We start from the raw sequence: 15,540 nt of genomic DNA on the forward strand, positions 1-15,540 counted from the left end.
TTTTCTTTACTTATTTATCTCCAACAATAATGTTGTTTATTAAAATTTCACTTCTTTTTCAAAACAGCTCATTCTATGTTCGGCAGTTTGCTTTATTGGTTCCCCCTTTGGGGGCTAGGGGGCTTCAATATTAAAAACTGGCAAGCCTCTGTAAAAATCTAATGTACTCTTATTGATTTCTGATCTTAATTTTACTTGTAAGTTTTCGTTCTGCGCACTCGCATATAAGTTTTTAGCCGTAAAAAGTTCTAGTGTATTTATCAATCCTTTTTCATATCGTTTTTGTGCTATGGTAAAGGCTAAATTCTGAGCTTCCATTTTCTGATTGCTCTGTACCAATTCTAACAGCAAAGAATTATAATCTTGCACTAATTTCTGTATGGCTTGAAAAAGTACCTGTTCTTGTGTTTTTAAATTATTCTCTGCTCTTAGTTTTTCAATTTTAGATTGCTTTATTCTAGATCTTGCCGACCAACCATTACTTATTGGCACATTTAAATTGACACCAATATATTGCGAGGTATTATCTCGAAACTGCTCTCTAAATGGTAATGTATTACCTAATGTATCTCTAAAAGTTTCGAAATACCCTGTACCAATACCTGCAAAGAACGATAGCGAAGGATATAATCTACCTCTAGAAACCGCCACTTGTTTTTTAGCCGCCTCTGCTCTAAATTCTTGTGCTTTTATCATAGGTATAAACTCCCTTGCTTCGGTGTAAACGGAATCAGATTTCATTTCTTGACTATTAAATTCTGATACTATTTCTTCTAAGTCTTTCTGGATTGTTATGTCTGAAGTGTTCTCTAAATTCATTTCTTGAATCAAAGTCAACTTAGCCGAAGCCAATTGATTTTTGCTTTGGGTTACGTTCAACTTATCGGTCAACAATAACGATTCTGCTTCATATAAATCTGCACCTGCTTTCAACCCCAACTCTACCTGCTTTTCAACTAAGCTATAGTTCGTTTGCGATACCGTTAATTGTTCTTTTGATATTTCTACCAATCCCTCAAAAAACTGAATATCATAAAAAGCTTGCATGACTCTAAATGCCAATAAATACTTTTGCTGTAATACTTCTTCTTGTGTTGCCTTAAATAACAACTTAGAGGCTTTTATTGAATTTATTTTCTGAAACCCTTGAAACAGATCAATCGAAGATTCTAAAGAATAATTGTTCGAATAAAAATCTTGATTTACGAATGTACCCGTATTAGGATCTTCTGCTCTACCATAATTAATAAGATAGCTTGAAGATGCATTTACCGATGGCAACAAATTACGAACCGACTGTCTGTAGGTTTCTCTGTTAGATTGGTTGGTATATTTAAAGTCATTCAACTGCAAGTTATGCTCCATTGCATAAGAAACACATTCATCTAATGTCCAGCTTTCTTGCGCAAGTACAGACCCCCAAATAGAGAGTAGTAAAAGTGTCGTTATTTTAAATTTTTGATTCATTTCTAAATTGGTATGCCATTCTCTATACTATATACGTGCCATAAATTCAAACTACTGATTTACAGATTATTACATTAATAAAATAATTATCACTTTATTTTCAGTGTAAAAATGTTGTACAGATAATGTCAAATATTTTTACAGTACCATGAAAATACAAACTTGTATGTGTAGTTTTAAAAGAGTTAATAGAATTTACCATGATCGATGCTAAAATACTTGTTGTAGATGATACCAAAAGTGTATTGAGCGCTTTAGAGATATTATTACAGTTTGAATATAAAAGTGTTCAGACTATTTCTAATCCCAATTTACTTACCTCTTTCCCCAACCTAAAAGAAATTGATATCATACTATTAGATATGAATTTTTCTGCGGGAGTAAACACCGGTAATGAGGGCTTATATTGGTTACGAGAAATAAAAAAGAAGGCACCACATATATCGGTAATTATGATGACGGCTTATGGTGCCGTTGAACTTGCCGTTGAAGCGATCAAAGAAGGTGCTACTGATTTTGTACTAAAACCTTGGAACAACGAGCGACTGTTAACTACCGTAAAATCTGCTTACGAGCTTAGAAAATCGCAAAAAGAGGTACAGCACCTAAAACAGAAAGAGAATAATTTAAAGCAAGTAATTAATCAGAATTCAAATTACATTATCGGGAATTCCAAAGCATTGAACAGTGTTTTAAACCTCGTGCAAAAAGTTGCCAAAACAGATGTAAATATTTTAGTTACTGGCGAGAATGGTACAGGAAAAGAATTAATCGCTCGCGAACTGCATAAATCGTCTGCCAGAAATAATGAGGTTTTTATTTCAGTGGATATGGGTTCTATCTCCGAGAATTTATTTGAAAGCGAACTTTTTGGTCATGTAAAAGGGTCTTTTACAGATGCTAAAGATGATCGCGCAGGTAAATTTGAAGCTGCAAATGGCGGAACATTGTTCTTAGATGAAATCGGAAACCTTTCTTTACAGATGCAAGCAAAACTGTTATCTGTTATTCAGAATAGGGTTGTTGTGCGTGTAGGATCCAACAAACCTATCGCTGTAGATATCAGATTAATTTGTGCTACTAATGGTAACTTAGAACAAATGGTTTCTGACGGATTGTTTCGTGAAGATCTTTTATACCGAATAAACACCATTCAAGTACAGGTACCTGCATTGCGTGATCGAGATAATGATGTGTTAGTTTTATCTAATTTCTTCTTGAAAAAATTCTCCAATAAATACGGTAAGCCTAGTTTAAAAATCAATCAATCTGCACAAGAGAAATTAATGAGCTACCCATGGCCCGGTAATGTTAGAGAGCTTCTGCATACCATGGAGCGTGCCGTTATACTTTCTGAAGGAAATGTGTTAAAACCAACCGATTTTCTGTTAGATACCAAGACTACGGTAACCATTGAAGGCGGACCAAAAACGCTGGAAGAAATGGAACTGGTGATGATCAATAAAGCACTAAGTGACCATGAAGGAAATTACAGTGCCGCTGCCGATCAATTGGGTATTTCGAGACAAACACTTTACAATAAACTTAAAAAATCGGTTAAATAATGGTCAGCAAAAGTATATACTATCAGCTTGTTTTCAGGATTATTCTGATAGCCGTTTGTGCGCTACTCACCGCATTTCTGTTTTTTAAAGAACATTATCTGCTCAGTGTTATTTTAAGTCTTGTGTTTATAGGACAGGCATACGGACTCATACACTACGTGAACCAGACCAATAGAAAAATTGCTTATTTCTTTGATGCCATTAAAAATGAAGATTTCACCTTACGCTTTCCTGAAAAACTGAGTGTAAAATCTATTGAAGAACTCAACCATAGCTTGAATATGCTGAATGGAATGATTCAAGATATTCATGTAAAAAAACAAGCCCAAGAGCAGTATTACCAAGAAATATTAAGGCAAGCAGACATTGGTATATTTACCGTTAATGACAAGGGGCATATTTTATACGCGAACCCAACGGTACAAGATTTGCTCAACTACCGACCACTTAACCATGTAAAGCAATTAAAGCAAATAGACCCAAATCTCTACAGTCTATTTGAATCTTTAGAGCCTTTTGAAAGTACGTTATATTCTTTAGGCAATGAACGTGGCAAAAAAGAATTGACCTTGAAATGTACGCCTATAGCAATTGAAGGTAAGCAGTTGTTATTGGTCATTGTTCATGATATTCAAAAAGAATTAGACGATAAAGAAACTGATTCTTGGGTGAAACTAATTCGTGTTCTAACCCATGAGATCATGAATACCATTACACCGATTACCTCTATTTCTGAGTCTATCTTAAAATACTTTAAAAAAGGCAATGTGCTTTCTACGCCCGAAGAATTCGGAGAACTGCAGATAAAAAACTCTGCAAAAGGTTTAGAGGTTATCAAAGAACAAGGCAATGATTTAATGAGTTTTGTACAGTCGTACCGAACATTTTTAAGTGTGCCCGAACCTGATCGAGAATTAATACCCGCAAGCAAAATTTTAGAAAGAGTACGGTTATTGTTACAAGAGTATACCAACGGACATAATATTACTTTAGAAGTATCATCTGAACCTGAAGATCTAGAACTTTATATGGACGAAAAACAGATTACCCAAATACTTTTAAACCTTGGGAAAAATGCCCAACAAGCGCTTGAAGGTCAAGATGAGGGTAGCATCATTATAAAAGCGGAAGAAGATGCGCAGGGTAAAAAATATATTACGGTTACTGATAACGGTCCTGGGGTTTCTGCGGAGTTATTAGATGAAATATTTGTTCCGTTTTTTACCACTAAAAATACTGGAACAGGTATCGGTTTAAGCTTAAGTAAGCAGATTATGCGAATGCACGGTGGGTCAATTAGGGTAGTTTCAAATGAAAAGACAACATTTACCTTAACATTTCAATAGTCTTATAATTCCGCCTTAAGCTCTGTAAATGGGTCCCAAAAGTAATTTTCTAATTGTACTATTTGTAAATCTTTAATTACTACTCCCTCACCTTCCAACAGTTGTTGCATAAGATTGGTACCATCAAAATGATGTTTTCCAGTAAGTAATCCGGCTTTATTGACCACCCTATGTGCAGGAATGTCATCCATATTATGCGATGCATTCATTGCCCAACCTACCATTCTTGCACTACGTGCAGCACCTAAATATTTAGCTATTGCGCCGTAAGACGTTACACGCCCTTCGGGTATTAACCGTGCTACCTGATATACTCTTTCAAAGAAATTCTCATTTTCAGGTTTCATCGCCTACATCCGTTTAATTAAACAATCTAAAAGCAGTGATTATAAATAGCAACACCATTAATCCGCTTAAAATAAAATTACTATTCTTGGAAAACGACTTTGTTTTATGCTCCCAATTATTAAAATAGATGACATATAAATACATGGCCAGAAATGTTCCACTACCTGCAGCAAGAATAAACAAAACCTCATCTATTATTTTAAAGGTCATAAAACCTTGCGAATGAAAAACCGTATTCAAACCGCTATAATAAGGTATCGCCAAAAGATTAATAAGCGCTAGAAAGACTCCTTTAGAAAAACTATTTCGTTTTTTGGTCTCGGTAAGGATCAACGGCTTATTCTCTTGCTTTTTACCTTTTATAAAAAATACAATTGCCAACACAAAGAATATACCCAAAGCCAATTGCAGAAGTACCTCGATTACATGTTGATTTCTAGAAATTAATTTTGCGATACGTACCGATACATACGTTTGTAACATTACCGCAAGAGCAACACCCAAGCCAAAGATAATTCCATTTGTTTTTCCCTTTTCTACACTCGTCTTTGCTGCATTTAAATTCAGCAAACCGGGCGGTAGTGAGGCGAAGAAGGCCGCACCAAAAGTGAATACAAATAAAATAGGTAATTGTTGCATTGAATCAGTTTACCTTGAACCTAATAAAGGTAATAGGTTTTCCCTTTTCAAGATACTGATTTTCATAGAAAGTCTGTATTTCTAGGACTTCTTTAGGGCTACCTTCATTTTTATACACATCATGATTGGCGTAAAGTACTTCTAAACCAAGCCCGTGTAACAAACCCAAAGTATACCCGTGCATAAACTCGCTATCGGTTTTAAGATTTACCGTTCCGTCAGGTTTTAGAACTTGCTTATAGCGCTCTAAAAATGCCGTATTGGTCATACGGTGTTTAGTACGCTTATATTTTATCTGTGGATCAGGAAAGGTGATCCAAATTTCAGATACCTCTTCTTTATCGAAAAGATGGTCTATTAGTTCAATTTGAGTCCGAATAAAACAAACATTTGGCAAATCTCCCTCTACAGCTTCCTTGGCTCCTTTCCAGAAACGGGCACCTTTTATATCGATACCGATAAAATTCTTGTTCGGAAATTTCTTTGCCAAGCCAACGGTGTACTCCCCTTTACCACAACCCAATTCTAATACAATAGGGTTATCGTTTTTGAAATGGGTATTCCATTTTCCTTTCAACGGGAAACCACCTACCACTTCGTCTCTTATTGGTTGAATTACGTTTGAAAACGTCTCGTTTTCTTGAAATCGCTTTAATTTATTTTTACTTCCCACAATTTTTACATCTAAACTGGGGCAAATCTAAGAAAAAAGAGAGGGTTAGCGATTATTGTAGTTCCTCTATTTGAACGATACTTTTCTCTAGCGTAAAAGAAAACTCTGAACCGACCTCAACCGCACTTTCTACAAAGATTTTTTCTCCGTGCGCTTCAATAACATGTTTTACAATGGCAAGACCCAACCCAGAGCCTCCTTCACGACGACTACCACTTTGATCTACCCTGTAAAAACGTTCAAAAAGTCGAGGAATATGTACTGCAGGTATGCCTTCACCATTATCGGTGACTCTTACAATTACCTTATTTTTAACCAGATTCTCTACACTTACTTCGGTTGTACCATTGTCATTACCATATTTTATAGAGTTGACCAGCAAATTGGTAAGCACCTGTTGAATTTTTTCTTTATCGGCAAATACGAATATGGGTTGCACATATTCCATATCAAAAGTTAGGGTAATATTTTTCTTTTCCGCTTTCATCTCTAAAAGATCGAATACACTTTGTATTAGATCTATAATATCGAAAGAGCGCTTTTCAAGAGTAAGATGCCCTACTTCAAACTTCGTAATCAGGTCTAAGTCTTTTACAATGTAGATCAGACGATCTACCGCTTTATTGGCACGTATTAAATACTTCTTACGTACATTTTTATCATCAATTGCACCATCTAACAAGGTTTCTAGATAACCTTGCACAGTAAACAGCGGCGTTTTGAGCTCATGTGACACGTTACCCAAGAAATCCTTTCGGTATTCTTCTCTAATCTTTAACGTGTCGATTTCTATCCTTTTATCTTTTGCAAATTTTTCAATTTCAGCCGTTAAGGTTCTCATATCTGTAGTAACAGGGTATGAGGGTATCGTACTAGATTCTAGCAACTCAACATCGTCATATATTTTTTTGATTCGCTTATATATAAATTTTTCAATTCTTAATTGTAGCGTGATAAAAGATATTATAAAAAAGAAAAGAGCTGCAAAGATTAAAATACCCCAATTTATAGTACTAAATCGCCATTGTAATAAAGCGAGCACCGATATGCCTATTATTACAATATAAAACGATGAGCGAAACGCAAAACGATATGACTTTCTTGAACGTAGAGGCGCAGCCATTTAGAGTACAAACTTATATCCTACTCCCTTTACGGTCTTAAAATGGTCCTCACCTATTTTCTCACGAAGCTTTCTAATGTGTACGTCTATGGTACGACCACCAACTACCACCTCGTTACCCCAAACTCTATCAAGAATTACTTCTCTTTTAAATACCTTACTAGGTTTTGAAGTTAATAAGGCTAGAAGTTCAAACTCTTTTCTAGGTAAAATGATCTCTTTACCTTTCTTGATAATCTTATATTCTTCTCTATTAATAACGATATCACCAACTTTGGTAATATCTTCTTGAGCGTTTTCTTCGTTTTTAATACGTCTAAGTAGTGCATTTACCTTGCTTACCAAAACCTTAGGTTTAATAGGTTTTGTAATATAATCATCTGCACCTGCATCAAAACCGGCTACCTGAGAATAATCTTCTCCTCTAGCAGTTAAGAAGGTAATAATAGTATTTTCCATACCAGGAGTTCTTCTTAGAATCTCGCAAGCTTCAATACCATCCATCTCGGGCATCATTACATCCAATATTATAAGATGGGGTAATTTCTTTTTTGCCTTGGCAACACCATCGGCACCATTTTTCGCAGTATACACATCATAACCTTCGGCAGATAAATTATAGGCCACTATCTCTAGTATGTCTGGTTCATCATCAACTAAAAGTATTCTAATGTCCTTCTTTTTCATGGTTTTCAAATTAGATTGATTGGCTCAAAAGTAAAGATAATACTATTACTGCAACGTCAGTTAACATTGATTTAATGTAGTAACGTTTACATAACATTAACAAAATAAATGTTTAACATGGATCTAACCCGAAGATTACAACCTCTCTCTTTCTTTGCCGCTGATTTAAGACTCAATATATCTAATGAACAAATTACTATTTTTTACATTCCTTTTCATCGCTATTATTTCTAGTGCTCAAGACACAGGAAGCATTGTTGGAACACTTACCGATAAAGAATTAAATAACGAACCATTACCATTTGCCAACGTATTATTAAAAGGTACTACTAAAGGTACCACTTCTGATTTTGACGGTTTATATGAGATATCAGGTATTGAGCCTGGTACATATACAGTAACCTTTAGTTACTTAGGGTACGAAACAGTTGAAATACCAAATGTCGAAATTATAGCGGGCAAAGTAACCACTATAGATGTACCGTTAAGTGCATCGCAAGGGGTATCTTTAGATGAGGTAACCGTTACCACTGTTGCTCGTAAAGATTCTGAGACAGCATTATTGTTAGATCAGAAAAGAGCTATTGAAATAAAAGAAAGCATAGGTGCTGTAGAGCTTGCAAAAATTGGTGTTTCTGATGCTGCTACAGCAACCACAAAAATATCAGGTGTTTCTAGCAGTGAAGCTTCTGGAGATGTTTTTGTAAGAGGATTAGGAGATAGATATTTATCATCTACACTAAACGGTCTACCTGTACCTTCTGATGATATTGATAAAAAGAACATTAATCTTTCTTTGTTCCCTACACGTGTTCTACAAAATGTTAGTATCAGTAAAACTTACGGTGTAGAAGGATCCGCTGATCAAGCTTCTGGTAATGTTAACATTACCTCTAGAGAATTATCAGGTTCTAGAGAACTTGCCATTGGAGTTTCTGGCGGTGTAAATTCTAATGTAGCCAAAAGCGGAGTATATGATAACTTTAGAATATCACAGAATTCTAAGAATACTACATTTGGGTTCTACGATCAAAGTCTTTCTACGCAACAATTAATCACCAACCAAGGTTGGAATACTTTAAGACAAGAAAACCCGATGGACTATTCTATGTCTATTGCTGCAGGTAAGAAAATTGCCGATAAACTTGCTGTTTTCTTCACTGCATCGCATTCAAGATCTTTTGAACATAGAGAAGGTATATTTAGACAATACCGTTCTAACTTCATCGATGACACCATTACCGATGCAACAACATATCAAAAGAAAATAGTTAACACGGCCTTATTAGATATTACATACTTAGCGAACTCTAAACATAAAATAAAATCTAGCACTTTTTTCGTAAACAAACTAGATGAAAATGTGTTTGAAGGTGGACGTAATGGCGAGGCTACTATCTTCGAAGAAACTAGCCCAAGCGAAGGTCTTTTCCAATTCATTAGAGATCAAAATACGAAACAAACTAGACTATTAGTTACTCAGTTAATCGGTAGACACCAAATTGGGGAGAAAAACACTTTACAATGGGCAGCTGGCTACAACCTATTAAATGCCAATGAACCAAATAGAATTAGAAACGAAGTAAACTTTGACCCAGATGGTACTCTTATACAACTTGGTAGAAATGGTGGTTTTCAACAACGTAAATCTAGCCAAGAAATAGATGACACTGAATTCAGTGCCTATTTAAAAGACGAGCTAAAAATTATTGATGAAGAGACAAAAAACTTCAAATTAAACTTTGGTGTTTCTTACAGAAATAAAGAGCGTGATTTTAGTTCTGAATTTGTTGGTGTAGAAGAGGTAAATACCAACGCTGTAAACCCAACATCTATTGATGATCTTGGCGCAATTTTTCGCCAATCTTATTTTGACGCCGGACTTTTAGAAATTAATCTTTTAGGTTCAAATGCAAATGGAGAAAGAAAAGATATTTATCTAGGTACGCTAGATTCTAAAGCAGCATTCTTTTCTTTTAATGTTGGACTTGAAAAATGGAACTTTGATGCAGGTTTAAGATTTCAAAGAGATGAAATCGAAGTTGCATACGACATAGGTAACCTTTCACCTAGAACAGGAGAAAGCAATCAAGATTACAGTAACTTTTACCCAAGTCTAAACATTAAATACACCATCAATGAATTACATGCATTACGTTTAGCAGTTAGCCGTACGATTACATTACCAGAATTTAAGGAAATTGCACCTTTCAGTTATGTATCACCAACAGGACAAATAAGTCGTGGTAATCCAGATTTGATCGCATCAAAAGATATTAATATGGACTTAAAGTGGGAGTATTTCCCGTCTGCCGGTCAATTGGTTTCTGTTGCAGCATTCTACAAAGATATATCTGACCCGATCAACAGAGTTAGAGAAAGAGGATCTGCGGGTATATTCTCTTACTTCAATTCAGGAGAAAAAGCAGAAATTTTCGGTCTTGAAGCAGAAACTAAAATAGATTTAGTTACCCCTGCATATAATGACGACAATGGTTCAGAATCTGGTTACAATCTAAATATGGTTTTAAATGTAACCCGCATGTGGCATCAACAAGATCTTAAAGAAATTTTTAATGAAAACGGCAATTTGCTAAGAAGCTTTCAATATAAAGGAATTACCGAAACAGATCTACAAGGAGCATCAGATTGGATTTTTAATACTAGTTTAAATTATGATACTGCTGGTGACAACCCTTTTGCTGCTTCAATAAATGCCAATTATGCATCTAACAAAATCTACTCTTTAGGTGTACCAACAGACCAAACAAATAGAGATATTTTTTATGACGACGCTATCATTGAAAATGGTTTTGTTGTTTTAAATGCTCAAATAAGTAAAGAATTTGGCGAGCACATTAAAGTAAGCCTTACAGGAAAGAATTTATTAAATCCTGAAATAAAACAAACTCAGTTAATAAGAAACCCCGTAACAGAAATAGAAACTGAACAAACCGTAAGCTCATATTCTACAGGTATGGGAATAAGCTTAGGGCTTAATTACAAATTTTAATAAGAACACTCAATAATCACTAATCTTTAATTTTAATCTTTTAAAATGTTTATTATGAAATTGAAAACAAGAAATTTTGTAAAAATTTTCGCTTTAGCAGCTGCTATTACCTTTGCCAGCTGTAGTAGCGATGATAATGATCCAGATAACGGACCAGATGCCGTTACACCAACATGTACCGATGGTATAAAAAACGGTGATGAAACAGGAGTTGATTGCGGTGGTTCTTGTACTGCATGTGAAGCAACAAACCCAGAAGAAAGTACTACTTTAACAGGACAATTATCAGAAGAAAGAACACTTGATGCCTCTAAAACTTATACACTAGAAAAAAACTACAGTATTGAAGCTGGTGGTAAATTAATTATCCCTGCAGGTACTGTTATTAATGCAACAGTTGAGTCTGGTGATGAAACCGAAACCTATATCGTTGTTCAAAGAGGCGGGGAAATAGACATTCAAGGTACTGCTGCCGCACCAGTAATTATGCAATCTACAGGTGGTCAAGCTGGTCAATGGGGTGGTTTGGTATTATTAGGCGACGCCACTACTACTGAAGGCGTTGATGCTACTGCAGAAGTTGGCAACTTCAAGTACGGTGGATCTAACGATGCTGATAATTCTGGTTCTATAAGCTACTTGATAATAAAGCATGCCGGTGCTCAAATTAATGCTGAATCTCAGTACAACGGACTTACACTTTACGCTGTAGGTTCTGAAACTAGTATTGATAATGTTGCTATGATCGACGGTGATGACGACGGTGTAGAGTTTTTTGGAGGAACTGTTTCCGCGTCTAACTTATACTTTGAAAATAACCAAGATGATTCTATCGATTGGACAGAAGGTTGGAACGGTACCGTTACCAATGCTTATGTTCTTCATACAAAAGAAGGTTTCTCAACTGCAGTTGAAGCAGATAAAGCAAACGGAAACCCTAGCTTAATAAACTTTACTGCAGTATCAACTGTAGGCGGTACAGCTTTACAATTTAAAGCTACTTCTGGCGCTACTATTACAGGTCTTTCTTTAAGCGGTTACGAAACTTCTATAGACATGAAAGACGACGGTCCTTTGGCTAATGTTATCATTGAAGGCGAAGCTGGTAATCCAGATAATAGCTACAATGCAAATGCAACTGTAGACGTTGCAATTTTTGATTGGGTAAATACCGATGCAGCCGTTGGTAGCAGCATATTAACCGGTAATTTAACTAGCGACCTTACATTAGACGCTAACATCAATTACTTACTGTCAAAAAATTATAGTATTGAAGAAGGTGCTACTCTTACTATCCCTGCAGGAACAACTATTAGTGCTCAGGTTGAATCAGGTGATGAAACTGAAACTTATATCGTTGTTCAAAGAGGGGGTACTATCTTAATTGAAGGTACTGAAGCTAACCCTGTTGTAATGACATCTACCAACAACAACCCTGGCGATTGGGGTGGCTTAGTTGTCTTAGGAGATGCAACTACTACCGAAGGTATAGACGCTACTGCTGAAGTAGGCGATTTCAAATATGGAGGAACAAATGATACCGATAACTCTGGTTCTATTAGCTACTTGATCATTAAAAATGCAGGTGCTCAAATCAATGCCGAGTCACAGTACAATGGTCTTACTCTTTATGCTGTAGGTTCTGAAACAACTATTGACAACGTTGCAATGATCGACGGTGAAGACGATGGTGTTGAGTTCTTTGGTGGTACAGTTTCTGCTTCAAACTTATACTTTGAAAACAACCAAGATGATTCTATTGACTGGACAGAAGGTTGGAACGGTACAGTAACAACTGCATATGTACTACATAATGTCGAAGGTTTTTCAACTGCTGTTGAAGCTGATAAAGCAAATGGTAATCCTAAGTTAATTGACTTTACTGCTGTATCTACTGTTGGTGGTACTGCTTTACAATTCAAAGCGACTTCTGGTGCTACTTTAACTAACGTAAGCCTTTCTGGTTATGATACTAATGTAGACATGAAGGACAATGGTCCTTTAGAAAATGTAATTGTTGACGGAACTGCTCTTACTACAACTGAAGATGATGTTTTTAACGGAACTGCAGTTGATGTTGCAATTTTTGCTTGGGCAACTGGAAACTAATTAAAAGTATTATATATATATTTTAAAAGCCCGCAAATTGCGGGCTTTTTTATTTAAAATAATTCTTACAATTAAAGACTACACGCTACTTAAAACCACAATAAAATAGGTAGTTAAGGTCATAAATAGTGCATTTCATCGATTATATTGCATTTCATCGATCTTTTCACAATATCTCCTCTTACAAAAATATAAGAGACTGTTAAATTCCTATATTTGTGGCATAGCATTTGTAACCAGCTATATATGAAGAAACTTTACACCATCATCTTCTTTTTCTTTATTTCCTTCAGCTATGGGCAAAGCACTCAGAGCAATGGAGATATTGATGGTTTTAGTATGTACCCAAATCCGGTTACTACAGGTAAAGTTTATATTTCTACCAACCTTAACGCACCTAAAGAAATTTTTATCTATGATGTATTTGGTACATTGTTATTGAAGACAACTATTTTAGGCAAAGAATTGAATCTTTCAGATTTAGACACTGGTGTTTACGTATTGCGTGTTCTTGAAAAGAACAAGATGTGTACACGTAAGTTGATTGTTAAGTAACAAGGTCTCTCTTTTTCTCAGTTTTCATAAATCCGTTATCGGTTAACTACACGTTTTTACGACGAATTACTTCGACTTTCTCATAGACCTACAAAAAATTTGGTTTCACAACATTTTCAGTGTTCAAGCTACACTTAACCATACCTTTGAAGTGTTGATCCCAAATCAATACCAAATGAAGAAAATCTACTTTATGCTATTTATGGTAGTCTCCGTTGGCTTATACGCCCAAGACACTATAGATATCAACAACCTACGTAACGATGAAATTGCCGGATTCAAATTATACCCCAACCCAGCAATTGCCGATGTTGTTTATGTAACAACACAGAACAACAACCTTAAAGAAGTTAGAGTTTACGATGTTTTCGGTGAGCTAGTCTTAACCGAAAAATTGTCTGCAAAGGCAATGAACATCTCAAAGCTTTCACCGGGAGTGTATGTAGTTCAGGTAACCGAAAACGAAAAATCGATTACCCGTAAGCTTGTGGTGAAATAAATAATCTACATATTTTCATCTCTAAACAATTAAAATAATTTGGTTCAGTACCTTTGCCGGAATTGGTACCGAACATGAAGCATAATGCTATTTTTGATATACAAACGGAAGGGGATTTTCTAACCCAGGCATTGCGCATATTCAGGTTTCAATACGACAACAACATAGTCTACCACGATTTTTGCACCTATTTAAATGTGCAACCAGATGACGTTCAAACTTTAGAACAAATTCCTTTTTTACCTATAGAATTCTTTAAGTCTAAAGATGTTCTTAGCACGACCGATACACCAGAAATTACATTTACAAGTAGCGGCACCACAGGTAGTGAAACCAGTAAGCACTTTGTTACCAACTTAAGTCTATACGAGCAGAGTTATTTAAAGGCTTTCAACCACTTTTACGGAGATATTGAAAACTATTGTGTTCTTGCACTGTTACCTTCTTATCTAGAACGTACAGGCTCTTCATTAATCTATATGGCAGATGATTTGATTAAAAAATCGAATCACCCAGAAAGCGGTTTCTTTTTAAATGAATACGAACAGCTTCACCAATTACTACTACAGCTTCAAAAAACGGACACTAAAATATTGATTATAGGTGTTTCTTTTGCCTTGCTAGAATTTACCGAGCAATACCAGATGTCTTTACATAACACTATTGTTATGGAAACTGGCGGAATGAAAGGGCGAAGAAAAGAAATTGTACGCCAAGAATTACATGAGTTGCTATCAACAGGATTTGGTGTACAAAACATACATTCTGAATACGGAATGACAGAACTTTTGTCGCAAGCGTATTCTAAAGGAAACGGTGTTTTCGACTGCCCAGCTTGGATGAAGATTTTAGTGCGCGATACCGAAGACCCACTTAGCTATTTAAACAATGGCAAATCTGGCGGAATTAATGTAATCGATTTGGCAAACATCAATTCATGCTCCTTTATTGCTACTCAAGATTTAGGTAAAATAAACCAAGACGGCACTTTTGAAATTATCGGAAGATTCGATAATTCTGATATTAGAGGGTGCAATTTGATGGTGCTTTAATTCTTACTCAGCGAATAATCTAACCCAGGTCCGTCGCACGCCATCCACAGGCTTGAAATCGTGGTTGAATTTCTGTACATTAAAAGCTCTTTATCGTCGCCCGTACAATTACCTGCTAATTCGTTACCGGTTTCAAAAGTAAGTTCTAGGTAGTGATTAAGATCATTCTCGTATTCTACGACCTCAAAACTACCCGTAGCCTCAACAAGCTCATCACCAATAGTTCTCGATTTTACAAAAGTACCTTCTGGTGAAAAAATGTAATATTCTTGCCATTCCATTTCTTCGCCTGTAGTTTCTGAATTTTGAAAACTGCCAGACATTTGAGTTAACTCCCATTTTTGCTCTGAGAATACAAATTGTGTTGACTCTAAACCGAAATCATCGTCATTAGCACAAGAGGCAAGAAAAACTAGAAACAAGAACAACAAGGAATATATTTTCATAGAACGAAGACTTTTAAC

The 15,540-nt window shown here is 35.6% G+C and carries 14 protein-coding genes; 7 read left to right on the forward strand and 7 right to left on the reverse strand.

What is annotated here, in order from left to right:
* Positions 1 to 114: 114 nt before the first annotated feature.
* Positions 115 to 1,467 (reverse strand): TolC family protein, encoded by a 1,353-nt coding sequence (locus CLV90_RS14870; protein ID WP_133688309.1) that lies wholly within the window; start codon positions 1,465 to 1,467, stop codon positions 115 to 117.
* A 200-nt stretch (positions 1,468 to 1,667) separates the two neighbouring features.
* Between CLV90_RS14870 and CLV90_RS14875 the strand changes: the two genes are divergently transcribed.
* Both CLV90_RS14875 and CLV90_RS14880 read left to right on the forward strand, forming a co-directional pair.
* Positions 1,668 to 3,032, forward strand: a complete 1,365-nt coding sequence (locus CLV90_RS14875) for a sigma-54-dependent transcriptional regulator (RefSeq protein WP_133688310.1) — start codon at positions 1,668 to 1,670, stop codon at positions 3,030 to 3,032.
* Positions 3,032 to 4,378, forward strand: a complete 1,347-nt coding sequence (locus CLV90_RS14880) for a sensor histidine kinase (RefSeq protein ID WP_133688311.1) — start codon at positions 3,032 to 3,034, stop codon at positions 4,376 to 4,378. Before CLV90_RS14875 ends, CLV90_RS14880 begins: the two co-directional genes overlap by 1 nt.
* Positions 4,379 to 4,380: 2 nt before the next feature.
* Here the strand turns inward: CLV90_RS14880 and CLV90_RS14885 are convergent, their stop codons facing one another.
* Genes CLV90_RS14885 through CLV90_RS14905 form a run of 5 tightly spaced genes read right to left on the reverse strand, consistent with a single transcriptional unit; the run spans position 4,381 to position 7,848 of the window.
* The gene (locus CLV90_RS14885; RefSeq protein WP_027065899.1) at positions 4,381 to 4,725 is read right to left on the reverse strand and encodes an MGMT family protein; all 345 of its coding nucleotides are present in this window, start codon (positions 4,723 to 4,725) and stop codon (positions 4,381 to 4,383) included.
* A 13-nt stretch (positions 4,726 to 4,738) separates the two neighbouring features.
* Entirely contained in the window at positions 4,739 to 5,365 is a 627-nt protein-coding gene (locus tag CLV90_RS14890) for a LysE family transporter (protein ID WP_133688312.1), read from the reverse strand.
* 4 nt (positions 5,366 to 5,369) lie between these two features.
* Positions 5,370 to 6,038, reverse strand: coding sequence for a tRNA (guanosine(46)-N7)-methyltransferase TrmB (gene trmB, locus CLV90_RS14895; RefSeq protein ID WP_133688313.1), 669 nt, complete (start codon positions 6,036 to 6,038; stop codon positions 5,370 to 5,372).
* 52 nt (positions 6,039 to 6,090) lie between these two features.
* Positions 6,091 to 7,161: a sensor histidine kinase gene (locus CLV90_RS14900; protein WP_133688314.1), complete on the reverse strand. Its 1,071-nt coding sequence runs from the start codon at positions 7,159 to 7,161 to the stop codon at positions 6,091 to 6,093.
* Positions 7,162 to 7,848: a response regulator transcription factor gene (locus CLV90_RS14905; RefSeq protein WP_133688315.1), complete on the reverse strand. Its 687-nt coding sequence runs from the start codon at positions 7,846 to 7,848 to the stop codon at positions 7,162 to 7,164. It abuts the gene before it with no gap.
* Positions 7,849 to 8,032: 184 nt separating this feature from the next.
* On the opposite strand from CLV90_RS14905, the gene CLV90_RS14910 reads away from it, so the two are divergent.
* The 5 genes from CLV90_RS14910 (at position 8,033) to CLV90_RS14930 (ending at position 15,076) form a co-directional block, all read left to right on the forward strand.
* Positions 8,033 to 10,861 carry a TonB-dependent receptor gene (locus tag CLV90_RS14910; protein ID WP_133688316.1) on the forward strand — a complete coding sequence of 943 codons (2,829 nt, stop codon included), beginning with the start codon at positions 8,033 to 8,035 and terminating at the stop codon, positions 10,859 to 10,861.
* 54 nt (positions 10,862 to 10,915) lie between these two features.
* Entirely contained in the window at positions 10,916 to 12,970 is a 2,055-nt protein-coding gene (locus CLV90_RS14915; protein WP_243835480.1) for a hypothetical protein, read from the forward strand.
* A gap of 246 nt (positions 12,971 to 13,216) precedes the next feature.
* Positions 13,217 to 13,525 carry a T9SS type A sorting domain-containing protein gene (locus CLV90_RS14920; RefSeq protein ID WP_133688317.1) on the forward strand — a complete coding sequence of 103 codons (309 nt, stop codon included), beginning with the start codon at positions 13,217 to 13,219 and terminating at the stop codon, positions 13,523 to 13,525.
* 175 nt (positions 13,526 to 13,700) lie between these two features.
* Positions 13,701 to 14,024 (forward strand): T9SS type A sorting domain-containing protein, encoded by a 324-nt coding sequence (locus tag CLV90_RS14925; RefSeq protein WP_133688318.1) that lies wholly within the window; start codon positions 13,701 to 13,703, stop codon positions 14,022 to 14,024.
* A gap of 74 nt (positions 14,025 to 14,098) precedes the next feature.
* The gene (locus CLV90_RS14930) at positions 14,099 to 15,076 is read left to right on the forward strand and encodes an acyl transferase (RefSeq protein ID WP_133688319.1); all 978 of its coding nucleotides are present in this window, start codon (positions 14,099 to 14,101) and stop codon (positions 15,074 to 15,076) included.
* On the opposite strand, the gene CLV90_RS14935 is transcribed toward CLV90_RS14930, so the two are convergent.
* Complete coding sequence (locus CLV90_RS14935) at positions 15,073 to 15,522, reverse strand: hypothetical protein (protein WP_133688320.1); 450 nt, start codon at positions 15,520 to 15,522, stop codon at positions 15,073 to 15,075. The genes CLV90_RS14930 and CLV90_RS14935 overlap by 4 nt on opposite strands.
* Positions 15,523 to 15,540: the final 18 nt, after the last annotated feature.

Origin of the sequence: Maribacter spongiicola, from assembly GCF_004364165.1 — a bacterium.
GTDB classification, from domain to species: Bacteria; Bacteroidota; Bacteroidia; order Flavobacteriales; family Flavobacteriaceae; genus Maribacter; species Maribacter spongiicola.